Source organism: Brevibacterium metallidurans (genome assembly GCF_037101285.1).
GTDB classification, from domain to species: Bacteria; Actinomycetota; Actinomycetes; order Actinomycetales; family Brevibacteriaceae; genus Brevibacterium; species Brevibacterium metallidurans.
Genome location: NZ_BAAAAF010000012.1, coordinates 69,157 through 92,352, shown reverse-complemented (window position 1 = coordinate 92,352; position 23,196 = coordinate 69,157). Strand labels below are relative to the sequence as shown.

Here is a 23,196-nt window from a genome sequence, read left to right as displayed (position 1 = left end):
TCCGTGCCCTCCCCTACCCTAGGATTCCTACGGGCAGATAGACCGCGAGCCCGTAGACGAAGGCGAAGTAGAGGATCACGGAGAAGAGGACCGAGTAGATGAGGTTGCGGATCCACTTCTGCGGGGAGTAGATGCTCGTGAGCGCCATGAGGAACGCCGCGGTCGAGAGGAGGAAGCCGACCGGGATGACGATCGCCAGATAGGCGAAGAACAGCGCGAACTGGAGCACGACCCGGCGCCCGGGCGGCTCGGGTGGTGCCTCGATGATGACCGCGGAGGCCTCACCGCCCTCAGCGTCCGTGCGGCCGCCGGCCCCGCCGGGCTGGGTCCGTGCCTTCCACACGGACTGCCCGGCGAGGAAGAGGCCGAGGACGATCAGTGCCACCCCGACGATCGCGGGGAACGTCCGCGGGGTGACGATGTCGGTGGTCTCCCTGATCGAGAACGTCGCCACGAAATAGACTGCGCCGATGACGGCGATGACGATCCCGGTGACGAGGTCGCGCCTGGTCGCGGTCATTTGTCCGAGCCCAGTTCGGTCTCCTTGACGCCCTCCTCGACCGTGGTCGCCGCTTCCTGCACGTAGGACTTCGCGTCGTCCCCGGTGCGGAACTCCGGTGACCACTGGTTCTTCTTCACCGTGTCCTCCCAGGTGGGAGACGTGCTCATCTCCTCAAGCGTCTTCGCCCAGAAGTCGACGGCCGGCTGGGGCATGTCGGCTGGACCGTAGACGCCTCGCCAGTTGCCGAGCGTGACATCGTAGCCGGAGTCCTTCGCGGTCGGCACCGTGTCGAACGGTGCGGCCAGAGGCTTCTCGGCGAACGTGACGAGTGGGACGAGGTCGCCGGCCTCAAGCGTCGAGCGGAACTCGCTCAGCCCGGCGATCGCGACCTTCGCATCGCCGTTGAGCATCGCCGTCGTCTGCTCACCGCCCCCGTCGTAGTTGACGAAGTTGACGTCGGCGGGTTTGATGCCCGCGGCCTTCGCGAACAGCGCGAACGGCAGCGTGTCGTCGCCGGCCGCGGCCACGGTGACCTTCTGCGGGTCTTCCTTGAGCGCTGCCACGAGGTCCTCGAGGTTCGCGATGTCCCCGTTCTTCGGGGCCACGACCATGAAGTCCTCGACGTAGAGGGTGGCGATGAGGGTCGCGTCCTCGGGACCGAACTCGCACAGTCCGCGGGCCTTCATCGTCTGGCTCGCCAGCGAGGTGATCGCGATCTGGTCGTCCTTGCCCTTCTCCTGCTGCATCATCGACGTCAGCCACGAGCATCCCGTGCCGCCGGGCCGGTTCTGCACCGGCAGCGGAGTCGTGACGAGTTCGTCGCGCTGCAGGGCCTCGACGACCGCGCGTGCCGTCGTGTCCCACCCGGAACCGGGTTCGGCCGGCGCCGTGACCGTCACCGGCCCCTTCGGGTAGTCCCCGCCCGCACCGGGCGGCTGCGCCTTGCCCTGACATCCTGAGAGGACGAGGATGCCTGCGGCCAGTGCCGCACCCACGCTCGCCCATCTCGTCCGCCGTCGCCCCGACTTCGCCGAGGTGGTCCGTCCTGTGCCTGTGATCGTCGTTGATCGCATTGCCGCTCCTTCACCGACTGCAGTGGTCTGCAGATTCCTGTCTTCTTCGGGTTCCGGTCCGCGTCCCACCGGTGCGGTCACCGGTCGGACGAGACGATGTCCGAGTTCGTCGCGTCATTGCGACTGCGTCCTCTCCTCGCCGAGGTCGACGTCGCCTGCGTCCGGGGGTGTCCCCGAGTGCCCGTCCCGGTGGATGCCGTTGTGCTCGCCGGGGGCGGGGACGTCGCTGCGCAGTCCCAGCCGTCGTCCGTCGAAGGTCAGCGGCAGCAGTGGGATGTCGACGCTGTCCCCGCTCGGCAGTCCCGTGGCCGCCAGTGCCCCCGAGGCGATGAGGTGGGGGTCGGTGGTGAGGTCGGCGGGAGTGTTGACGGGGGCGACGGGCAGGCCGCGGCGCGTGCACTTGTCCTCGATCTCGGCCAGGCTGAGCTGGGAGAGCGCGGCCTGCAGCTCCTGGTGGATGCGGTCGCGCTGGTCGACGCGTCCTTGGTTGTGTTCGAGCGCCGGATCCTCGGCGAGGTGGGTGAGTCCGAACTCGTCGCAGAGGTCGCGCCATTGGCCGTCGCTGACGGCGGCGACGAAGATCTGGTTGTCGTCCGCGTCGCGGAAGATGTCGTAGACGGCCCAGGTGGCGCGGCGGGTGGGCATGGGCCGCAGCGGTTCGTCGCTGAGCTGGGCTTGGGCCATGTGGGTGCCGACGAGGAAGGCGTTGTTCTCGAATAGGGCCGAGTTGACGAGCTGGCCGCGACCGGTCTGCTCGCGCACCCGCAGCGCAGAGAGGATGCCGATGACCCCGAACATGCCGCCCATGATGTCGTTGACGCTCGCCCCGGCCCGCAGCGGCTGTCCCGGTGGGCCGGTCATGAAGGCGAGTCCGCCGAGCATCTGCACGACTTCGTCGAGCGCGGTCCGCTCCCCGTAGGGTCCGGGGAGGAAGCCCTTGAGGGAGGCGTAGATGAGCCGGGGGTTGCGGGCGGCGAGTTGCTCGTAGCCGTAGCCCATCGACTCCATCTTCCCGACCCGGAAGTTCTCGAGGAGGACGTCGGCGGAGTCGATGAGGGTGAGGGCGACCTCCCGGTCGGCCGCCTCGGCGATGTCGAGCTGCACGCTCTGCTTGTTGCGGTTGAAGGCGGGGAAGAGGCCGGACCCGGAGCCGGGGAGGTACCGGGTCTTGTCGCCTGCCCCGCGGGGTTCGACCTTGATGACCTCGGCGCCGAGGTCGGCGAGGATCATCCCGCAGCTGGGGCCCATGACCATGTGGGAGAACTCGACGACCCGGATGCCCGCCAGCGGCAGCGGTGCGGCGGCGGGGGTGGGGGCTGCTGCCTCGGCGCTGGTGTGGGGGTTGTCATCGGTCATGGTCAGCGTCCCGGTCAGCCGCGGTAGGCGGAGGGGGTGGCGGGGATCTGGGACAGGCTCGAGGTGAGGTCGTGGCCGACGGCGGCGGTGAGGGGGTCGCGGACGCGGGCGAGCGCGTCGACGTCGACTCCGGTGGCCACGCCTTCGCGGTGGAGGAGGTGGACGAGGTCGTCGGTGCCGATGTTGCCGGCCGCGCCGGGGGCGAACGGGCAGCCGCCGAGTCCGCCCATCGCGGCGTCGAAGTGGGCGATGCCGAGGTCGAGGGCGGCGATGACGTTGGCCATGCCGAAGTTGTAGGTGTCGTGGAGGTGGAGGCCGATCGGTGTGCCGGGGAAGGCCTCCATGACCGCCGAGGTGTTCGTGCGCACGAGGGAGGGGTTGGCGTTGCCGATGGTGTCGGCGACCCCGATGGAGTGGGCGCCGGCTGTGACGAAGGGGCGGATGACTTCGACGAGGCGGTCGGCCTCGGTGATCCCGTCGAAGGGGCAGATGAAGCTCACGGCGGTGGTGATGTCCCAGCGCAGACCGTTGTCGGTGGCGAATTCGGCGGCTGCGAGGAGACGTTCGGTGGCCTGGGCGATCGGGGCGTCGGAGTTCGCCTGCGAATGCCCTTCGGAGGCGGAGACGACGAGTTTGATGTTCTTCGCCCCCGCGTCGACGGCGCGTTGGGCGCCCTTGAGGTTGAAGACGAGCGTGAAGAAATCGACACCCTGGTCCTCATAGGGTTGGAGACGCTGGAGCACGTCCCCGGTGTCGGCCATCTGTGGGACCTTCTTCGGGTTGACGAAGGATCCGACTTCGATCTGGGTGAGTCCGGCGGCGATGAGGCGCTGCGCGAGTTCGACCTTGGTGTCGGTGGGCACGATGGTCGACTCGATCTGCAGCCCATCACGCAGGGTCGTGTCGAGGATGTGAACCGATGCTGGCCGAACCATGGGACTCCCTCTGCGATGGCTCCCGCTCAGCGGGAACCCTGTTCCGGCATGCACCGTCGCATGCTGTTCTCAGGAATAGCATAGGGCGGTGGATTCGGGGAACACATGCGGGTCGCTATGTGAGAGCCACCCCGAAAGTCGCGGTCGGCAGTCCCGTCAATCGGGACACTCGCCTTCCCCGCACCCCAAAGGTCACCCGACGTCCCAGATTCGACCCGGCGCCACGTGATATCAGGGACGTCGGGTGAAGTTAGCGGGCGGGCGGGGCAGCCTGAGCGCCGGGAAGTGAGTCAGCACCGGGAAGTGAGTCAGCGCCTGAGACTGATTCAGCGCCTCGGGCGGTAGAGGAGCACGGCGGCGCCGGAGCGAAGTTCGCGGCGGTCGGTGGGTTCGAGATCGACGACCTCGGCGAGGCCGTTGAACACGTAGGGTCCGTAGCCGGCGATGCGCGGGTGGACGACGAACTCGTATTCGTCGATGAGGTCGAGTTCGGCCAGCGCCCGCGGCAGGGTCACCCCTCCGACGAAGAGCCCCGTGACCGAGTCGCCCTTGATCCTCTCGATCTCGGATCTGAGGTCGCTGCCGAGGAGTTCGGCGTTCCAGTCGACCTCGGTGAGCGTGCTCGAGACGACGTACTTCTTGGCCTGGTCGATCACCTCGGCGAAGATGTCGATGTCGGACCGCGCTCTCGAATCCCCAGCGGCGGCACCATCGGGCTGGCGCCATGCGGACTCCATGAGCTCATAGGTCTTGCGGCCGAAGAGGAGTCCGTCGGCGCGCCGCAGGTTCTCGGCGTGATGGTCGTGCAGCTCTTCGTCGGGCTCGATGGCCAGGTGGTCGCAGCACCCGTCGACGGTGATGTTGATCGAATACCGCAGCTCTGCCATGGGCTCACAGTACTGCCGGTCTCCGTGTTCGGGAAGGGTGCGCCGCCTACTCCCCGGTGGGCTCCTCATCCGCCGAGGCGGTTCCGTCATCGCCGACCTCATCGTCCTCCGGATCGCTCAGTCCCAGCCAGGCGAGCACCTCGGCGGTGTGTTCGCCGAGGTCAGGACCGAGATGGTCGATGGGGATGGACGCCCCGCCGATGACCGGGGTGATGCCGGGGAACGCGACGTCTGCGAGGATCTCCTCCCCGGTGGAGACGTCGAGCTCCTGGATCATGTTCCTCGCCCGCAGCTGTTCGTCGGTTACGAGATCCTCGGCGGTGTAGATCGGACCGGCCGGAACTCCGGCGTCCTCAAGTACGGCGACGACGTCGTCGACGTCGCGCACCGCACACCATGCACCGATCGCTTCATCGAGTTCGTCCCGCCGTTCCCACCGTCCGGCGTTCGTCTGCAAGTCGGGATCCTCGCCGAGGTTGGGGCGCCCGATCGCCGTCATCAGCCGGGTGAAGATCCCGTCGCCGTTGCCGGCGATGACGACGGACTTTCCGCCCGCGCAGAGGTAGCCGTTCGAGGGGGCGATGCCCTCCATCCGACCGCCGGTGCGGGTGCGCACCTCGCCGAACGCGGAGTAGTCGGGGACGAGGGATTCCATGACGGAGAACATCGCCTCGTTGAGGGCGACGTCGACGGTGCGGTCGGCCAACGGTTCGTCAGAGCCGATGTCTTTGCCGGTGACCGCCTCGGCGGCGCCGTGGATGCGTTGACGCTGCCGGTCGAAGAGCATCATCACGGCCCCGAAGGCCGCCTGCATGCCCGCGATCGAATCCCCGATCGAGATGCCGACGCGCACGGGCGGGCGGTCCGGGTCGCCGACGAGCTCACGGAACCCCGAATACCCTTCGGCGACGGCGGCGAAGCCGGGACGGGCAGAGAGCGGGCCGGTCTGTCCGAATGCGGAGATCCGGACGAGGATGATCTCCGGATTGACCTCGTCGAGGACCTCGGGTCCGATCCCCCACTTCTCGAGCGTGCCCGGCCGGAAGTTCTCCAGGACGATGTCGGAGCGGCGGACGAGTTCGAGGACGGCGTCGCGTCCGGCCTCGGAGCGGAGGTCGAGGGTCACGGACTTCTTGTTGCGGTTGATCGTCCGGTAGAGCATCGACGTCGTCCCGGCCTTGAGCCGCCAGTTGCGCAGTTCGTCGCCGGTGCCGGGGCGTTCGACCTTGATGACCTCGGCCCCGAAGTCGGCGAGCATCCGACCCGCCGTGGGTGCCGCGATGTAGTTGCCGAGTTCGAGGACTCGCACCCCGGTGAGCGGGAGGCGGCGCGTTGTCATGGGAGGCTCCTGTTCGTGCACGGACTGCGAGACGCTCAGGCGCATCTGTCACTGGTCTCGCCCGAGCAAACCGAGAATGAGATCACGATCGATCTTCGCATGTTCGTAGGACACATCGAAGGCCATGGCACGATCCTGTCGCTGAATCCCGCCGAGGATGGTCTCATGATCGTCCAGCGCACGCTGGTGCATCGGCCCTTGCTGGGCTGCGCTGCCCCAGATGTGCAGGGGCGCGCTGAGACTGATTCGCCGATCGAGACTCTGAATGATCTCGTGGAGCATCGGCTGGTGGGCGGCATCGATGATGGCGTGATGGAACTTCCCGTCGGCTGCTTGAGCGCCACGAGGATCATTCCTGTCCACGGCCAACCGGAACTCATCGAGCGCTCCTGAGATCGCAGTGAGATCGCTTTCGGTGCGTCGCATGGCCGCGGTCTGGGCAGCGAGCGCGTAGCCCAGCGCAATGGCGTCGATCGTCTCATCCAGCTGGGCGAGGTCGGACCCGAAGACACGCTCGACCGCTCCTCCGGCAGCAATGCTGCTCACGTCCATGACGAACGCACCACCCGTGCGCCCGCGCCTGGTCTCGATGCATCCCCGATCGATAAGCACGGACAGTGCATTGCGGACGGTGCTCCTGCCGACGGCAAGGGTCTCGGCCAGTTGGCGCTCGCTCGGCAGGCGCGTACCGGGAAGGAAGTCGCCTGCGGCGATCGCCGTAAGGAGACGATCGACGATCGCTGCGGTCTTCGGGTTGTCAGGCACCGGGGTGAGTTGGTTGTCGGTATGCGGCATCGCAAGCCCTCCACTGGTTCGGAACCGAACCGCGGCTCCGACTAGCCGCATGTTCTGTCTGACAGTTCTCAGAATGGTATTGCCATTAAACCATTTACTTCGTACCGTGGTCCATGTCACAGCATCGTCGAACTTCTTCAGAGCGGTGCTCGTGACGCTCTCACCTCGCCGTTCGGACTCCGGCCCACAGCTTCGGCCGCTGACCCACTACCAGCAGTTCTTGACAAGGAAGTCCCATGAACCGTTCCGAACCAAGCAACTCGAACCCACAGAAACCGCCCCTGCCTCCGGAGGCGACCGATGAGGCGCACACTGTCGAGTCCTTCGGATACACGCAGGAGCTGCGACGCTCGATCTCGACGACTGACCTCATCATCTACGGCCTCATCTTCATGGTGCCGATCGCCCCCTGGGCGATCTTCGGAACCGTGTACAACGAAGCCAAGGGCATGGTTCCCCTCGTCTATACGATCGGGCTGATCGCCATGATCTTCACCGCCCTGTCGTATTCGCAGATGTCCCGCCGCGTACCCTTGGCCGGTTCGGTGTTCTCCTACGTCGGTGCCGGTGTCCATCCCAACCTCGGGTTCTTCGCCGGATGGGTGATGCTGCTCGACTACCTGCTCGTCCCGACTCTGCTCTATGTGTTCGCCGCCGAATCGATGGTCGGCATCTTCCCGGGCACAGAACGCTGGATCTGGGCACTCGTGTTCGTTGCCATCAACACGATCGTCAACCTCGCCGGGGTCAACTCGATCAAGCTGATGAATCGACTCTTCCTCATCATGGAGCTCTTCTTCGTCGCCGCCTTCATCGTCATCGCCGTGACCACTCTCAACGGGGGAACTCTGCCCAACGCAGAATGGGCAACCACTCCGATGTGGAATCCCTCCGAAGTGACTGCGCCGCTCATCGCGGCGGCGCTGTCCATCGCGGTGCTCAGCTTCTTGGGATTCGACGGCATCGCCACCATGGCAGAGGAATCCACGGGAGGACATCGATCGGCAGGACGGGCGATGATCGTCTCGCTGATCGTCGTGGCGGTGCTGTTCATCACCCAAACGTGGCTGGCCAGCCTGCTCGCCGGAGGCATCGATGCGTTCCCGGAGGACAAGGTCGGCAATGCCTTCTTCGACATCGTCGCCGCAGCTTCCACCACCGGGTGGGCGAAGGCCTTCCTCGTGTGCAATGTGCTCGCTGTCGGCATCGCCAACGCCATGGCCGCCCAGGCGGCGACCTCGCGCCTGCTGTTCTCGATGAGCCGCGACAAGAAGCTGCCCGGGTTCCTCCACCAGGTCAATAAGCGACAAGTGCCGCAGAACGCGATCCTCGTGGTGTCCGGACTCAGCGCGATCCTCGTGGTCTTCTTCGTCGGCCAGATCGGGCTCATCTCCTCCATGGTCAACTTCGGCGCGCTCTCCGGCTTCCTCCTCCTCCACTTCGCCGTCATCTGGTCATACACCGTGCGCGGCAGATCGAAGGATTGGCTCAACCATGTGATCCTCCCCGGCATCGGGTTCCTCATCATCGGGTACGTTCTCATCAACAGCGACATCCTGGCCAAGATCGGTGGACTCTGCTGGCTCCTCGTCGGCATCATCGTCTTCATCGTCTATCGGAAGAAGGGTGCCGGGATCTCTGCCCTTCCTGCCGAACCACAGCCGACACCCGAAGAGACCACGACGAGACAGGACATCTGATCATGACCGCAACCACTCACTTCCTCCCCAATTCACTCGGCAAGGGTGCATTCGATGCCGGTGCCGAACCGGTTCTGCGCATCAAGCCGGGAACCGGAGAGACCATCGGGTTCGAAACCGATGACGCCGTCTACGCGCAGTTGGCAGAGCGCGGATCCCTCGCCGAGGTCACCGCACAGATCAACCCCATCACCGGTCCCGTGTACGTCGAGGGCGCAGCACCGGGCGACACGCTTGCCGTGACCATCCACGACATCGACCTCATCGACCACGGGTGGTCGGTCTACCTGCCCGGAGTCGGCGCATTGTCCGCACGAATGGGCGAGGCGGCCATGGCTCGGAGGATTCCCATCCGATCCGATGAGGTGGTCCTCACCGACACCCTGAGCGTGCCCGTCCGTCCCATGATCGGGTGCATCGGGACCGCTCCTGCCCAGGGCACCGGGTCGACGATCATGCCGAGTTACTCATTCGGCGGCAATATGGATCTCACCGACGCCGCTCCCGGGTCGACCGTTCACCTGCCCGTCGAGGTCGACGGCGCGCTGCTCTCCATCGGGGATCTCCACGCGATCATGGCACGCGGAGAATCGTCCTTCGTCGCCATCGAAGCGCAGGGCACGGCGATCGTGTCCGTCGATCTCATCAAGAACACGTCGCCGCTTCGTGCTCCGCGCATCGAAACCGACCGTGAGTGGATCTTCGTCGGCCTCGGCGATCCGGTACAGGATTCGATCACCGCCGGATACGAGGACATGTTCGACTTCCTCGTCCGGGACCACGGGTGGAACCGCGACGACGCCTATGTGGTCATGAGCGCTCTCGCCCATTCCGAACTGGGAGGGCCCACCGGTTCGACAGACCCAGATCCGCTGCATCCCATGGCCGCGGTCGGCGCAGTGACCGTCCACCGGCTGCCCAAGTCCGTGCTCACCTGACGTCGAAGTCGAAGCGACCAGGTCGCCGCCTCATCCCGCAGATCCGCCGTCGACCGCGTAGCGTGGGGGTATGGCGACTCAACCCCCCGACGGCCCGGTCGACTTCGATCTCATCAGGATGATCGCCGAGGCGACCGCCGACGACAGCGACCCGGTCCCCCTCCTCGACCTCGCCTCCACCTTGGCTGCCGCCCTCATCCGCGACACCGCCGAGAAGAGAGGCGACACCGACCACTACCCCCTGATGTCACCGCAGACGCGTGCGGAGGTCCAGCGGGAGGGTCTGGTCGCCCTGCAGTCGATCGCCGCGCAGATGCTCGAGTCCACCGACGGCGCTGCCGAACCGCTCGTGCGCGTGTGGGCGGCGATGTTCGACGACGAGCTCTTCCGCCGCCGCCTCCTCCGCGACCTGCCGCCGCGCAACCGTCACGTCCCCGACTGGGTGCGCCGCGCCGACGAGATCCGACCGCGCCGGGCCGCGACGATCGTCTCGCCCGTGCTCATCGAGGAGACGGTCTTCGTCGAGATCACGACCGCGGCCCGATCGTGCACGCTCGCCGTCGCGATCGAACGCAGCGGGCGCCCCTTCCTCGAGGACGCGTTCATCACTCCGGAGTCCTTCGACTCCGTCATGGCCGGCATCGTCGCCAACCCGGAGCTCGACGTCGACCGCATCGAACTCGACCCGGCCGATGCGCGCGCTCGGATCACCGACGCCCTCGAGATGAGCGACCACATCGTGCCTCCCGTCGAGACGGACTCCTGGCCGGGCATCCGAGCCTTCACCGAGTGGATGATCCGCCTCCTGCCGGCCGGCGGGACCGGGATCGAGCTCCGGGAGTGGACGCCCGAGGAGCTCGAATACCTGGCCTCGGAGTTCCACGCCTCCCCGTGGGCGGCCGGCCTGACCGTCACCGAACGCGATCATGCCCTCCGGCTCTTCGAGCTCCAGGCCCACTACGGCAACAACGATCCCCTCCGCTGGTCCGGCGTCTTCGTCGACTTCCTCCTCCATGATCTCTACCCCCGGAAAGTCATGGCCCCCGACGACTACATGCTCGCAATGCCTGCAGCCCTGGTTGCCCTCGTCCAGTACGCCAACGAGCGCTCCGGGGTCGATCCGAGCTTCACGCGCAATGCGCTGGCCGCGATCGAAGCCGGGAGCGCGGCCTACGTCCGACGGGTCACCGAAGGACCGATCGGCTACTCGGAGTACCTCGATTCGCCCGAGTTCCCCCTCACCGAGGAGGAGTACCAGGCTCTGCCCGCAACCCTCAAGGCGCTCATCGACGACGACCTGGCCGGCCCGCCTCCCGATCTGGATCCGGTGTGGGGCCGCTTCCTCAGCGACTACGTCGGCGGGCCCGAGAACCTCGCCAGCCTCGACACCGTACCGCTGCCGCTCGAGGACTTCGACCCGACCGGGCTCCCCGACGACGTCGTCGACCGGCTCCGACCGCTTCTGCCGCAGATCCGCACGGTCGCCACCGACTTCTTCGCCGATGCTGAGATCTCGACGGTCGTCTACCGGATCCTCGCCGAGGCGGCCCGCCGTGACCCGGCGATCTTCCGCCGCCGGTTCGCCGATGCGAACATGCTCGCCGCCCTGTTCTGGGTCGCTGGGAGCAACAACGACGCCTTCGACCTGAGCGAACGCGACGGAGTGGTGCGCTCGATCAAGAACCTCCAGGCCCACCTCGGCGTGAAGACGGCACCGAACCAGCGCGGGAACACGCTCCTCCAGGCCCTTGGACGCCCGAACGAAGGGATGGGCGTCGTCCTCGGCGATCCGGGGCTGCTCACCTCCGAACGCCGGGCCCGCCTCATCGCCATCCGTGAGGTGGTCGCCCCGGACAGCTGAGCCCCGCGCTCAGAACTCGACGTTCTCCGCCCCTTTGAGGCCGAGCATCGCCCGCGCTTCGTCGGGGGTGGCGACCTCCATGCCGAGCTCCTCGACGATGCGGACCATCTTGCTCACCTGCTCGGCGTTCGATTCGGCGAGCCGGCCGGGTCCGATCCACAGCGAATCCTCGAGACCGACACGGATGTGCGAGCCCATTGTCACCCCCATCGTCGCGAGCGGCTGCTGATTGCGCCCGGCGCCGAGGATCGACCACTCGTAGTCCTCGAGGAGACGGTCCGCGGTCCGACGCATGTGCATGAGATCCTCCGGGTGCCCGCCGATCCCGCCGAGGAGGCCGAAGACCGACTGGACGAACAGCGGGCCCCTCGCCAGTCCCCGGCTCTGGAAGTGTGCGAGGTTGTAGAGGTGGGAGATGTCGTAGCACTCGAACTCGAACCGGGTGCCGTTCGCGTTGCCGATCTCGAGGATCCGCTCGATGTCGGCGAAGGTGTTCTTGAAGACGAGGTCACGGGAGTTCTCGAGGTGCTCGCGCTCCCAGTCGTGGTCGAACTCGGTGTACTTCTCGAGCATCGGGAAGAGCCCGAAGTTCATCGACCCCATGTTCAGGCTCGCAAGCTCCGGTTTGAACGTCGCGACCGGGCGCATCCGCTCCTCGACGCTCATATGCGGGGATCCGCCGGTGGTGATGTTGACGATCGACTCGGTGTTCGCGGCGACCTTCTCGAGCACGGGGGCGAAGTGCTCCGGCTCCTGCGAGGGCCGACCGTCCTCGGGATCCCGGGTGTGCAGGTGGAGGATCGCTGCTCCCGCCTCGGCGGCGCCGATCGCGGCATCGGCGATCTCGTCCTGACTCACCGGCAGGTGCGGTGACATCGACGGGGTGTGGATGGCCCCCGTGACCGCCGAGGTGATGATGACTTTGCGTGGCTGTGCCATGGTTCGTTGTCCTCTGGATTCGGTGGGGTGCTCAGTAGAGCTTCTCGGTGTTGCCGTCGACGGCCATCGCCTGCCCGGTGACGTGGGAGGCCATCGCCGAGGCGAGGAACACGGCCATATCGCCGATCTCGCTCGCCTCGGCGAGCTTGCCCAGGGATGCCTGCGACGTGTAGAGCTCGGTGACCTCGGCGACGGTGGACCCGAGCATCTGGGCCTTCGCGGCGATGACCGCGTCGATGCGCGGACCGCCCACGGCGCCGGGGCAGATCGCATTGCAGCGGATCCCTTCGGCACCGAGTTCGATGGCGAGGGTCTTCGTCAGCCCGACGACCGCCCACTTCGACGCCGAGTACGGGCTGCGTCCGGCCATGCCGAGGCGGCCGGCGGCCGAGGAGAGGTTGACGATCGAGGCGCGCTCGCTCGTCCGCAGCAACGGCAGAAAGTGCTTGACGCAGTAGAACTGGCTGTGGATGTTGACGTCGAACGTCGCCAGCCACGCCCCTGAGTCCAGGGTCTCGATCGCACCGGTGGGTCCGGCGATCCCGGCGTTGTTGACGAGGACGTCGAGGCCGCCCCACTGCGCACCCACCTCGGCGGCAAGGGCCCTCACCTCGTCCTCGTCGGCGGCGTTGGAGACCGTGGCATGCAGGCCTGCTGCGGCGGCGTCGGCGACCGCGGCCTCGGCGATGTCGGTCACCCACACCTGCGCCCCGGCCGCGCGGAAGCGCTCCGCGATGCCCCGTCCGATGCCGGCGGCTCCCGCCGTGATGAGCACGCGAGCCCCGGTGAGTCCGAGCATGTCCATGATGTGTCCTTCCGTTGGTCGGGCAGTCGTCACCGGTCGATGCCGGGGGTCGTATCGGGGGTCGCCGAGGTGGTCGACACCGTCGCCGGGTCGGCCTCGTGTCCGCGCTTGAGGAACGGGATGAGGCACGCGCCGATGACGCAGACGGCGATGATGAACCACAGTCCCGAGGTCGCCGAACCGGTGAGGTCCTCCATGTAGCCCATGATGTAGGGGCCGAGGAATCCGCCGAGGAGGCCGATCGTGTTGACCAGCGCGAGACCGGCGGCGAGGCTCACCCCGGTCAGGCGGGTGGCGGGGAAGGTGAAGAGGATCGGCTGGAGGACGAAGAAGTTGAAGGCGGCCAGCGAGAACCCGATGAGGCCGAGGACAGGGCCGCCGATCGCCCCGATGATGTAGCCGACGATGATGCCGATCATCGCGGCCAGGGCGATCTTCTTCGACATGCTCGCGGTGGTCGCGAAGCGCGGCAGCAGCAGGGCGCCGATCGCGGAGAAGACCCACGGCACGGCGGTGAGCAGGCCGATCTCGACGCTGTTCATCTCACCCCAGCTGCCGACGATCGTCGGCAGGAAGAAGTTGAGAGCATAGACGGCGAGCTGGTGGCCGAAGTAGACGCCGATGACGAGGAGGATCTGCGGGTCGCGGATGATGTCGAGGAGCCGGTGGTTCGCAGCTCCGTGGGCGCCAGCGGCCTCCTCGGCGGCGATCGTGTTCTCGAGCCAGTCGGCTTCCTGTGGGGAGAGGAACTTCGCGGTGCGGGGGCTGTCGGGCAGGAACTTCCAGACGATGAGGGCGAGGAAGCAGGCAGGCAGACCTTCGATGAGGAACATCCACTGCCAGCCGTGGAGGCCGAGGAGACCGTCCATTGTGAGCAGGAGTCCGCCGATGGGGGCGCCGATGATGTTGGCGATCGAGACGCCGAGGAGGAACATGCCGTTGGCCTTGGCCCGGTCCTTCACGGTGAACCACTGCGTGAGGTAGTACATGACACCGGGGAAGAGTCCCGCCTCGGCGATGCCGAGGAGCATGCGGAGGATGTAGAAGGACCATTCGCCCTGGACGAACATCATCGCCGCGGAAATGAGGCCCCACGTGATCATGATCCGCATGATCCACCAGCGGGCGCCGACCTTGTGCATGATCATGTTCGAGGGGACCTCGAAGAGGGCGTAGGTGAGGAAGAAGAGGCCCGCGCCGATGCCGAAGGCCGTCGCGGAGATGCCGAGGTCGATCTCGAGGCGGTCCTTGGCCATGCCGATGTTCGTCCGGTCGAGGAACGCGAGGATGTAGGCGGCGATGAGCAGCGGCATGAGGCGGGCGAAGATCACCCGGTTGAGCACGGCCGGGGGTCGCAGGCCGTGTGCGGTGGAGTTCGTCATGGTCGTCCTTGTCGTGGTTCGGGCACGGCAGCGCTGCCGTGCTCACGGATCGGTGCGGGGTGGCTGGTGCTGGTGTTGGGGTGTCAGGGTCGAGGGGTGTCGGGCCGGCGGGTGGTCAGGGAGTTGAAGGTCTCCGGGTGGCATCCGCAGCTCGTGCCGATGTGGAGCCGGTGGGTGCAGATCACGGTGCGGGTGGGGGTGCTCGGATCGGCGATGCGTTCGAGGAGGACGGTGAACGCCGACCTCGCCATCTCGGCGACGGGTTGGACGATCGTCGTCAGCCCCAGCAGCGGCGAGCGCGAGCGGGCGAGCCCGTCGCTGCCGACGACGATGAGGTCGTCGGGGATGTCGATGCCGGCCACGAGGGAGTGCTCGATGATGCCGAGGGCCACCTCGTCGGAGCCGCAGACGATGGCCTGGGGTCGGTCGTGTGGGTCGGCGAGCAGCTCTTCGGCGGCGATGCGTCCGCCGTTGCGGTTGAGCCGGGTGCTCACTCGCCACCTGCCCGGGATGGTGATCCCGTGCTCGGCGGCGGTGGTGAGGAAGGAGTGCTCCCGGGTCGCCGAGGCGGTCGAGAAGCGGGGACCGATGACCGTGGCCACCCGCTGAACGCCGTGTCCGAGCACATGGGTCATGAGCTCTCGGGCCGCCTGCGCATCGTCGATGCCGATGAAGCTGGCATCGGCGTGCTCGACGGACCTGGAGAGGTTGACGACGGGGATGCGCGCGGTGCTCAGCGTCCGGTGAGCGCGGGCGTCGAGGCGCATGCCCCCGGTCGAGATGACCCCGTCGACGCCGCGGGCGGCCATCGTCGTCGCCACATGGGCGAGGCGTTCGGGGTCGTCGCCGGTGGTGGCGACGAAGACGTCGTAGCCCTCCTCGTCGGCGGCTTCGATGATCTCCTGCGCCCAGTGCATGTGCATGTAGTTGACCATCGACGGCACGATGAGTCCGATGACGCGGGTGAGCGTGCGGTTGTGCTGAGCCGTCGTCAGGGGTGAGCGGTAGCCCAAGTCGTTCGCGGTTTCGATGACCTGCCGCCGGACCGAGGCCGAGACACCCTGTTTGCCGTTGAAGACGTAGCTCACCGTCGCCGTGGACACACCGCAGGCCCGAGCCACCTGAGCCGCTGAGACCCGCGGCCTGGGCTTCGCCGTCTGCCTGTCGTCCATGGTGACCCTTCACGTCCTCGTAAAGCTCGCCTGCGGTGTGCAGGTCGACTGCTTCCATTGGACGCCCGCAGCCGAACGTTAAGCAATGTTAAGTCGATCGCGGGTGCGCGGGTGGTCGGCGGCCGGTGGATGGTGTGTCGGATCGTCAGGCAGCATGGACCGACCCCCGCCGAGGTGGGGGTCGGTCGGGCCGTGTCCGCCGGTTGAGGGTCGGCGACAGGGAGGGTGCGCTCAGGCGTCGGCGCGGTCGAAGGCCTGCGCGGCGTAGCCGGCCTTCGCCCGGCGCGGGACGACGACGACGGGGACCGGCGAGTTCTGGAGGATCCGCGTCGCGTGGCTGCCGAGGGAGACCCGTTTGAGGGTGCCGAGGCCCGAGGAGCCGAGCATCATCACCTCGGGGTCCTTCCAGCCGATGCTCGTCAGCGCTGCCGCCCAGTTCGGGCCGGTGCCGATCGCGACCTCCGTCTCACCGGGGCTGATGTCGAGTTCGTCGATCGAGCAGAGGATCTCGTCGGTGTCATGGCGGACCACCTTGGTCCACTCGTCGACGATGCCGGCTTCGACGTCGAGACCGATGCTCGCCGCCGAGAGCACACGCGAGCGCGGAGCGAACGAGGCGATGCGGAAGGGCACCCCGGATTCCGCAGAGACCATCGCGGCCCCGAGGACGAGGTCGGCCGAGGTGGACGAGCCGCTGTACGCGGCGGTGATGCGCTGGAGCTTCGCCCCCGCCTCGGCGCGGAAGCCCTCAGGGGCGAGGACGACCGGCAGTTCGGCGCTGTGGAGGAGTCCCGTGGAGACCGAGCCCAGGGTGATGCGGCCCTCCCGACCGTCGGCAGCGGAGCCGACGACGAGGCGGTAGGCGCCGACGCGGCGGCTGACCTCGAGCAGACCCCGGCGGGAGGACCGGGCCGGGTGGACGATGACCTCGGTCTCGATGTCATCGGGAACGAGCTCACGCGCCTGAGACAGGGACGCCTCGGCGACGGTGTGGATGTAGGACTGGAACTCCGCGTCGATCTTGTCCCGGTTGGGCGGCCACGCGGTCGAGCTCACCGAGACCAGGGTGAGGGACTTGGAGTAGGACCGGGCGAGGACGACACCGAGCTCGACCGCCGAGGAATCGTCCTGACCTGGGGCGACGCCGACGACGATGCTCATGACCTACCTCCTGGGGTCTCGCCGCGTTCGGCGGCGGCCTGCTGTTTTCCGAGAACGGAGTTCTTCCGGCCGAAGATGAGGTAGAGGCCGATGATGACGGCGGTCCAGACGAGGAAGACGAGGATCGTGATCGGGCGGAGGCTGCCGATGATCCAGAAGCAGCCGAGGATCGAGAGGATCGGCAGGACCGGGTAGAAGGGCACCTTGAAGCCGCGTTCGAGGTTCGGTTCGCGGATGCGCAGGAGGATGACGGCGAGGGAGACGACGACGAAGGCGACGAGGGTGCCGATGCTCGTCATCTCGGCGAGGAAGTTGATCGGGATGAACCCGGCCATGATCGCGATGACGATGGTGACGACGATCGTGCCCTTGACCGGGGTGAGGGTGCGCGGATTGACGTCCTGGAAGAGCTTGGGCATCATGCCGTCGCGGGCCATGGTGAACAGGATGCGGCTCTGACCGTAGATGGACACGAGGGTGACGCTGAAGATCGAGATGACGGCGCCGGCGGCGACGACGGTGCCCGGCCAGGTCGAGCCGACGATGTTCTCCAGGATCTCCGACAGGCCGGCGTCCTGGCCCTTGAACTTCTCCCACGGCTGGGCGCCGAGGGCGGCGACGGCGACGAGGACGTAGATCGAGGTGATGATGATGAGCGCGGCGATGAGGGCGCGCGGCATCGTCTTCTTCGGGTTCTTCGTCTCGTCACCGGCCGTGGCCACGGAGTCCATGCCGACGTAGGTGAAGAAGATGATGCCGGAGCCGGAGACGACGCCGGCGAGGCCGAAGGGGGCGAAGTTCGCGAAGTTGTCGGCGTTCCACCCGGTGAGTCCGACGACGACGAAGAAGACGAGGACGCCGAGCTTGATGCAGACCATGACCGTGTTGGCGACGACCGATTCGCCGGTGCCGCGGACGAGGAGGAAGCAGCACATGGCCAGGAGGATGATCGCGGGCAGGTTGACGATTCCGCCCTCTTCCGGCGCGTAGGCCAGGGCGTCGGGGATCTTGAAGCCGAAGAGGTTGAAGAGCAGCTGGTTGACGTACTGCGACCAGCCGACGGCGACGGCCGCGCCCGCGACCCCGTACTCGAGGAGGAGACACGCAGCCACACCCATCGCGGGCAGTTCGCCCAGCGTGGCGTAGGCGTACGAGTACGAGGAACCGGACACCGGCACGCTGCCGGCGAGTTCGGCGTAGCAGATGACGGCGAGACCGGCGACGACGCCGGCGATGACGAAGGACCAGATGACCGCGGGTCCGGCGACCGGAACCGATTCGGAGAGGATGAAGAAGATGCCGGTGCCGATCGTCGCGCCGACGCCGATCATCGTCAGGGAGAAGAATCCGATCGTGCGCTTGAGTTCGCTTCCGGTCTCCTCATCGCCTTTGGGTACGGGTTTGACCCGGAATAGCTGTTGCCGCAGGGAGCTCATGACTGTCCTTCCCGACATCATCGTCTTCGTTCAGACAGTGCACCGGGCGGGACGGGGGAATCCTGTCGCCTCTGGCGTGCACTCTGCTAAGGAGACCATACGACAGATCGAGTCCGGCGGCGCAGAAAACCTCGGAGGAAGTGTGTGACCTGGCGTGCCGCATTGTATTCAACCAAATGGTTGACAAGACGTTTGGGCGGGACTACCGTGGTCTTCAACCGATTGGTTGACAAAGAGGTCGGCAGACGAACCGGAAGGAGGAGCGGTGACCGATCAGCTTTCGAAGGTGTTCGCGGCACTCGCCGATCCCACACGCCGGGACATCGTCGCGCGACTCAGCGTGGCCGATGCCACGGTGGGCGAGCTCGCTGAACCCTATGACGTGAGCGTTCAGGCGGTCTCGAAACACCTCAAGGTGCTTGAGGATTCGGGGCTCGTCAGTCGGTCGCGGGATGCCCAGCGGCGGCCGGTCCACCTCGAGGACAACGTCTTCGACCTCATGACGAAGTGGATCGAGCGGTATCAGCGCCAGGCCGAGGACCGCTACAAGCGCCTCGACGTGGTGCTCGAGGAGATGGACGAGAACAATGAATGATGCAGAGGAGCATGACATGACCACCGACACCGATTTCAGCCAGGTGCAGCTCGACGTGCCCGAGGGCACGCAGGCGATGACGCTCACCCGCGACTTCAAGGCGAGCCCGGACAGGGTGTTCCGCGCACACATGGACCCCGAGCTCTTCGTCAGGTGGAACGGGCCCGAGTCGATCACGAACACGATCCGTGCCTGGGACCCGACGACCGGCGGGAACTGGAGCTACGTCTCCAGCGACGAGAACGGCGAGTACGGGTTCTTCGGGTCGTTCCACGAGGTCCGGGAGAACGAGCGCATCGTCCAGACGTTCACGTTCGAGGGCTTCCCCGACGCGGTCAACCTCGAGATCATGACGCTGACCGACCTCGGCGACGGGCGGACCCGGCTGTCGTCGACGGCGATCTTCGACTCGGTCGAGTCCCGGGATGGCATGGTCGCCGCAGGGATGGAGTCGGGCGTCGTCGAGGGATACCGCAAACTCGATGCCCTCCTCGCCGAGGAGGGGTGAGCGGGTCCCGGCAGCGTAGCCCTCGCCGGGGACGTCTCAACCCCACGATCGACTGGTCGCTCCACCGAGGTCGGTGAGCCGGTTTCGGCCCGACCGCCTCGGTGGGGCGACCGATCTCTGCGCGGGAGATGGCGTCGTACTATTCGTCGGTGCCCGATTCGGCGCGCTCGGCCATCATCGCGAAGTAGGCGTCGCGGCTGCGGGAGACGTGTGCTCCCATGAGTTCGGCCGCGGTCGTCTCCTGACCGGCGTCGACGGCGGCGAGGATCGCCCGGTGCTCGGGCCACGCCTGGGTGCCGCGGCGACTGACGTTGAGGGAGTAGAGCCACTCGATCTTCCCCGAGATCTGGCGCAGCAGGCTGATGAGCGAGAGGCTGCCGCTGAGTTCGGCGATCGCGAAGTGGAAGCGCATGTTGAGCACCGCGAGGTCGTGGAAACGACTCTCGGCGATGACGGTGTCACCGGCGTCGAGGATCCCGTTGATCTCCTTGCGCACCGCCCGCCAGCGCGGGTCGGGTTCGCCGCCGTCGGCCTGGGCGGCGGCGCGTTTCGCGGCGCGCCGGGCGGTCGCGGATTCGAGGACGATGCGGATCTCGAAGAGGTCCTCGGCGTCCTCGATGGGCGAGGGCGCGACGACGCTGCCGACGTAGGGCCGCGATTCGACGAGCCCTTCGGCCTCGAGCGAGCGCAGCGCTTCGCGGACGGGGATCCGGGAGACCGCATACTGCTCGGCCAGGGCCGTCTCCCGCAGCTTCGTCCCCGGTTCGAGGTTCCCTGCGATGATGTCGGCCCTGATCCGGGCACCGACGACGAGCGGGCTCATCAGCGCCCCGCCGCATAACCCTGGGCGCCGCGGGGATTCGCCGCGGCCGCGAGCGTCCCGGTCTCCGGCTCCCTCGTCACGCAGGAGAGCCGCCCGAGCTCCCAGTCCCCCGCCCAGGTCACCTCGTGTCCGCGAGCGATGAGTCCGTCGATGACGTCCTCGCCGAGGCGGTCCTCGACGACCGCGCCCGCCGGCACCCAGGTGCGCGGCCAGAACGATCCGGCGAGCGCCGTGGTGTGCAGGGCCGGGGCGTCGATCGCCTGCTGCGGGGAGTAGCCGCCGATGAGCATGCGCAGAATCATGAGCAGCTGCCACTGCTCCTGTTGGTCGCCGCCGGGTGAGCCGAGGGCGATGACCGGTTGGCCGTCCTTCGAGATGAGCGTGGGTGTCAGCGTCGTCCGGGGTCGTCTGCCCGGCACCAGCGCCGAGGGTGAGGTGTCGTCGAGCCACATCATCTGCAGGCGGGTGCCGAGGCAGAATCCGAGTGCGGGGATGGTCGGTGAGGACTGCAGCCAGCCGCCGGAGGGGGTGGCCGAGATGATGTTGCCCCAGCGGTCGACGACGTCGATGTGGCAGGTGTCGCCGTTGTTGACGCCGTTCTTCTGCACCGTCGGCTCGCCGATGCCGGCCTTGGAGAGCTCATCTCTGTCGGCGCCTTCGGCGATGAGCGGCGGGGTGAAGATCGGTGGGGTGCCGTTCCGGTCGGGGCCGGGTCGGAACTCGTGTGACGCGGTCTCGGCGATGAGGGCGCGCCGGGTCGCGGCGTAGTCCTCGCTGAGCAGCCAGTCGAGGTCGACCTCGGCGTCGCCGTAGTAGGCGTCGCGATCGGCCATGGCGAGTTTGAGTGCCTCGAGGATCGTGTGGGCCCCGATCTCGGTCGACGGGTCGAGGCGGTCGTCGTCGAAGCCCTCGAGGATGCGCAGGGCCTGGAGCAGGGCGGGGCCCTGTCCCCACGGTCCGATCTTCGCGATCTCGAAGCCGCGGAAGGTGATCGTCACCGGCGTCTCGAAACCGGCGTCGAAGCCCGCCATGTCGGCGACGGTGATGACTCCTGCGTGGTCCCCTCCGGTCGAATGCCGGTGCGGGGTCGTGACGAACTCGGCGATCGCCTCGGCGACGAACCCGGACTTCCACGCGCTCCTGGCCGCCCGGATGCGTGCAGTGCGGCCGTCGGCGTCAACGCTGGTGTTGCTCTCGCCGTAGTGGCCGACACCTTCCTCTTCGTCGCCTGCGGCGATGAGGCGTCGGAGCACCTCGGCGTAGGCGCGGTTGACGACGATCTCCCCGGCTTCGGGGATCCGACCCTCCGGCATCCACAGCTGCGCCGAGGACGGCCAATACTCGGTGAAGAGCTCCTGCACCCGCTCGATCGCGCCGACGACGCGGGCCAGGACGGGGTGGCCGTTCTCGGCGTAGTCGATCGCGTAGGCGAGCACCTCGGCGAGCTCCCACGTCCCGTGCTCCTCGAGGAGCGCCAGCCAGGCGTCGACGGATCCGGGCACGGCGGCGGCGAGCGCTCCGGCGCCGGGGACCATGTCGAGGCCCTCGCTGCGGAAGTGCGCGATCGTCGCCCCGGCCGGTGCCGGACCCTGCCCCATGAGGATCTGCGGGTGGGAGGGCTCGTCGGCGGTCGCGAACACACCGGTCATGTCCCCGCCGGGACCGTTGAGGTGGGGTTCGACGACGTGGAGGACGAAGGCACCGGCGGCGGCGGCGTCGAAGGCGTTGCCTCCCCGTTCGAGGACCGACTGCGCCGAGGCGGTCGCCAGCCAATGGGTCGACGCCGACATCCCGAAGCGGCCTTCGAGCGTCGGGCGGGTGGTGAATGCTGCGGGCGGCGTGTACGCCATGTCAGTGTCCTTCGTGGTCGGTGGCCAGTGTTCCCAGTGGCTTGCGTGCTCAGCGGCCTGCGGTGAATCGACGGCGATCCGCGCTCGAGGACCACTCCCAACGACGACGTCGGAGCAGTCTGAGTCTCGAACGTTCTGAGACTATTGCATACAATCTAACCTCGGGGAGTATTTTTGTATACGACCGACACGACCCACCCCACCTTCGAAAGGGGCGCGATGAACCGCCGACTCGACCTGGCCATGCTGCTCGTGCTCACCTTCTCCACGGGGATGGTCGACGCGATCGGCTACCTCGGCTTCGACAAGATCTTCACCGCGAACATGACCGGCAACGTCGTCATCCTCGGCATGGCCCTCACCGGCGCCGACGACCTCCCCGTCCTCCGACCGACGCTCGCGCTCGTCTTCTTCATGGTCGGCGCCGCCTTCAGCGGACGGATCCTCGGTCGCCGAGGAGAGGACTGGCACCACCGGACGACGACGATCTTCACGCTCGTCGCCATCGGCTGCGCAGGTCTCGCGGTCTATGTCGGCGTCGTCCCCGATCCCGAGGTCGGGATCACCGGCACGATCTTCACCTCGGCGCTCTCCACGCTCATGGGCGCCCAGGCAGCCGCGGCGAGGAAGATGAAGATCGCCGACGTCACCACCGTCGTCGTCACCTCGACGATCGTCGGCCTCGCCTCGGACTCACGCCTGGCAGGCGGTGACAGCACGAACTGGGCGCGCCGGGGTCTGGCCGTCGGACTCATCCTCGTCGGTGCTTTGGCGGGGGCGGCCTCCCTGCTCATCAATCAGTGGATCGGCATCGCGATCGTCTCGGTCATCATCGCGGTCGCGGCGTACATCGGCCACCGGGGCATGCATCGCCGTACCCGCACCGAGGCAGCCGCCGAGTCCCCCGCCGACGCCACCGTCTGACCGGAGGGCACCGGCCTCCCGGGGTGTTTCCAGGACGCTGAGTGTCGATTTTTCACGGCAGAATCGGCACTCAGCGTCCAGAAGCCAGCAGCGCGCTAGCCGGGTCGGCTTCGAGCCGACGGTCAGACCTCCACCCGCTACGGCGAATAACGCGTGGCCCGGCGCGCACTCAAGCAACGCTGCACGCCCGCCTGGCTCGATCCGCGGGCGATTCC

At 67.2% G+C, this 23,196-nt stretch carries 21 protein-coding genes; 6 read left to right on the top strand and 15 right to left on the bottom strand.

Going from position 1 to position 23,196, the window contains the following annotated elements:
* Nucleotides 1-13 precede the first annotated feature (13 nt).
* The 7 genes from AACX88_RS13890 to AACX88_RS13860 form a co-directional block, all read right to left on the bottom strand.
* Complete coding sequence (locus AACX88_RS13890) at nt 14-520, bottom strand: tripartite tricarboxylate transporter TctB family protein (RefSeq protein WP_190246598.1); 507 nt, start codon at nt 518-520, stop codon at nt 14-16.
* The gene (locus AACX88_RS13885; protein WP_339393518.1) at nt 517-1,575 is read right to left on the bottom strand and encodes a tripartite tricarboxylate transporter substrate binding protein; all 1,059 of its coding nucleotides are present in this window, start codon (nt 1,573-1,575) and stop codon (nt 517-519) included. Before AACX88_RS13885 ends, AACX88_RS13890 begins: the two co-directional genes overlap by 4 nt.
* Before the next feature lie 114 nt (nt 1,576-1,689).
* Nucleotides 1,690-2,931, bottom strand: coding sequence for a CaiB/BaiF CoA transferase family protein (locus AACX88_RS13880; protein ID WP_339393516.1), 1,242 nt, complete (start codon nt 2,929-2,931; stop codon nt 1,690-1,692).
* A gap of 14 nt (nt 2,932-2,945) precedes the next feature.
* Nucleotides 2,946-3,866 carry a hydroxymethylglutaryl-CoA lyase gene (locus AACX88_RS13875; RefSeq protein ID WP_339393515.1) on the bottom strand — a complete coding sequence of 307 codons (921 nt, stop codon included), beginning with the start codon at nt 3,864-3,866 and terminating at the stop codon, nt 2,946-2,948.
* Nucleotides 3,867-4,192: 326 nt separating this feature from the next.
* Complete coding sequence (locus AACX88_RS13870; protein WP_339393514.1) at nt 4,193-4,753, bottom strand: dihydrofolate reductase family protein; 561 nt, start codon at nt 4,751-4,753, stop codon at nt 4,193-4,195.
* A 46-nt stretch (nt 4,754-4,799) separates the two neighbouring features.
* Complete coding sequence (locus AACX88_RS13865; protein WP_339393513.1) at nt 4,800-6,092, bottom strand: CaiB/BaiF CoA transferase family protein; 1,293 nt, start codon at nt 6,090-6,092, stop codon at nt 4,800-4,802.
* A gap of 48 nt (nt 6,093-6,140) precedes the next feature.
* Nucleotides 6,141-6,887: a FadR/GntR family transcriptional regulator gene (locus tag AACX88_RS13860; RefSeq protein WP_339393512.1), complete on the bottom strand. Its 747-nt coding sequence runs from the start codon at nt 6,885-6,887 to the stop codon at nt 6,141-6,143.
* A gap of 236 nt (nt 6,888-7,123) precedes the next feature.
* On the opposite strand from AACX88_RS13860, the gene AACX88_RS13855 reads away from it, so the two are divergent.
* The 3 genes from AACX88_RS13855 (at nt 7,124) to AACX88_RS13845 (ending at nt 11,386) form a co-directional block, all read left to right on the top strand.
* Nucleotides 7,124-8,587: an APC family permease gene (locus AACX88_RS13855; RefSeq protein WP_339393511.1), complete on the top strand. Its 1,464-nt coding sequence runs from the start codon at nt 7,124-7,126 to the stop codon at nt 8,585-8,587.
* A 2-nt stretch (nt 8,588-8,589) separates the two neighbouring features.
* The gene (locus AACX88_RS13850; RefSeq protein WP_339393510.1) at nt 8,590-9,525 is read left to right on the top strand and encodes an acetamidase/formamidase family protein; all 936 of its coding nucleotides are present in this window, start codon (nt 8,590-8,592) and stop codon (nt 9,523-9,525) included.
* A 70-nt stretch (nt 9,526-9,595) separates the two neighbouring features.
* Entirely contained in the window at nt 9,596-11,386 is a 1,791-nt protein-coding gene (locus tag AACX88_RS13845) for a hypothetical protein (protein ID WP_339393509.1), read from the top strand.
* Nucleotides 11,387-11,395: 9 nt separating this feature from the next.
* Here the strand turns inward: AACX88_RS13845 and kce are convergent, their stop codons facing one another.
* The 6 genes from kce to AACX88_RS13815 all read right to left on the bottom strand — a co-directional run bounded on the left by kce (nt 11,396) and on the right by AACX88_RS13815 (nt 18,281).
* Nucleotides 11,396-12,325 carry a 3,5-dioxohexanoate:acetyl-CoA acetone transferase gene (gene kce, locus AACX88_RS13840; RefSeq protein ID WP_339393508.1) on the bottom strand — a complete coding sequence of 310 codons (930 nt, stop codon included), beginning with the start codon at nt 12,323-12,325 and terminating at the stop codon, nt 11,396-11,398.
* 31 nt (nt 12,326-12,356) lie between these two features.
* Nucleotides 12,357-13,130 (bottom strand): SDR family oxidoreductase, encoded by a 774-nt coding sequence (locus AACX88_RS13835; RefSeq protein ID WP_339393507.1) that lies wholly within the window; start codon nt 13,128-13,130, stop codon nt 12,357-12,359.
* Nucleotides 13,131-13,159: 29 nt separating this feature from the next.
* Nucleotides 13,160-14,512: an MFS transporter gene (locus AACX88_RS13830; RefSeq protein ID WP_339393506.1), complete on the bottom strand. Its 1,353-nt coding sequence runs from the start codon at nt 14,510-14,512 to the stop codon at nt 13,160-13,162.
* Nucleotides 14,513-14,595: 83 nt separating this feature from the next.
* The gene (locus AACX88_RS13825; RefSeq protein WP_339393505.1) at nt 14,596-15,684 is read right to left on the bottom strand and encodes a LacI family DNA-binding transcriptional regulator; all 1,089 of its coding nucleotides are present in this window, start codon (nt 15,682-15,684) and stop codon (nt 14,596-14,598) included.
* 231 nt (nt 15,685-15,915) lie between these two features.
* The gene (locus tag AACX88_RS13820; RefSeq protein ID WP_339393504.1) at nt 15,916-16,845 is read right to left on the bottom strand and encodes a universal stress protein; all 930 of its coding nucleotides are present in this window, start codon (nt 16,843-16,845) and stop codon (nt 15,916-15,918) included.
* Nucleotides 16,842-18,281, bottom strand: a complete 1,440-nt coding sequence (locus AACX88_RS13815; RefSeq protein WP_339393503.1) for an APC family permease — start codon at nt 18,279-18,281, stop codon at nt 16,842-16,844. Before AACX88_RS13815 ends, AACX88_RS13820 begins: the two co-directional genes overlap by 4 nt.
* A gap of 265 nt (nt 18,282-18,546) precedes the next feature.
* Here AACX88_RS13815 and AACX88_RS13810 point away from each other — a divergent pair, with 265 nt between their 5' ends.
* A complete protein-coding gene (locus AACX88_RS13810) occupies nt 18,547-18,876 on the top strand; it encodes an ArsR/SmtB family transcription factor (RefSeq protein ID WP_339393502.1) in 330 nt (109 codons plus the stop codon).
* 16 nt (nt 18,877-18,892) lie between these two features.
* Entirely contained in the window at nt 18,893-19,384 is a 492-nt protein-coding gene (locus AACX88_RS13805; protein WP_339393501.1) for an SRPBCC family protein, read from the top strand.
* Between the two features lie 139 nt (nt 19,385-19,523).
* Here the strand turns inward: AACX88_RS13805 and AACX88_RS13800 are convergent, their stop codons facing one another.
* Nucleotides 19,524-20,207, bottom strand: a complete 684-nt coding sequence (locus tag AACX88_RS13800) for a GntR family transcriptional regulator (protein WP_339393500.1) — start codon at nt 20,205-20,207, stop codon at nt 19,524-19,526.
* A complete protein-coding gene (locus AACX88_RS13795) occupies nt 20,207-22,057 on the bottom strand; it encodes a gamma-glutamyltransferase family protein (protein ID WP_339393499.1) in 1,851 nt (616 codons plus the stop codon). Before AACX88_RS13795 ends, AACX88_RS13800 begins: the two co-directional genes overlap by 1 nt.
* Nucleotides 22,058-22,231: 174 nt before the next feature.
* On the opposite strand from AACX88_RS13795, the gene AACX88_RS13790 reads away from it, so the two are divergent.
* Nucleotides 22,232-22,981, top strand: a complete 750-nt coding sequence (locus AACX88_RS13790; protein WP_339393498.1) for a YoaK family protein — start codon at nt 22,232-22,234, stop codon at nt 22,979-22,981.
* Nucleotides 22,982-23,196: the final 215 nt, after the last annotated feature.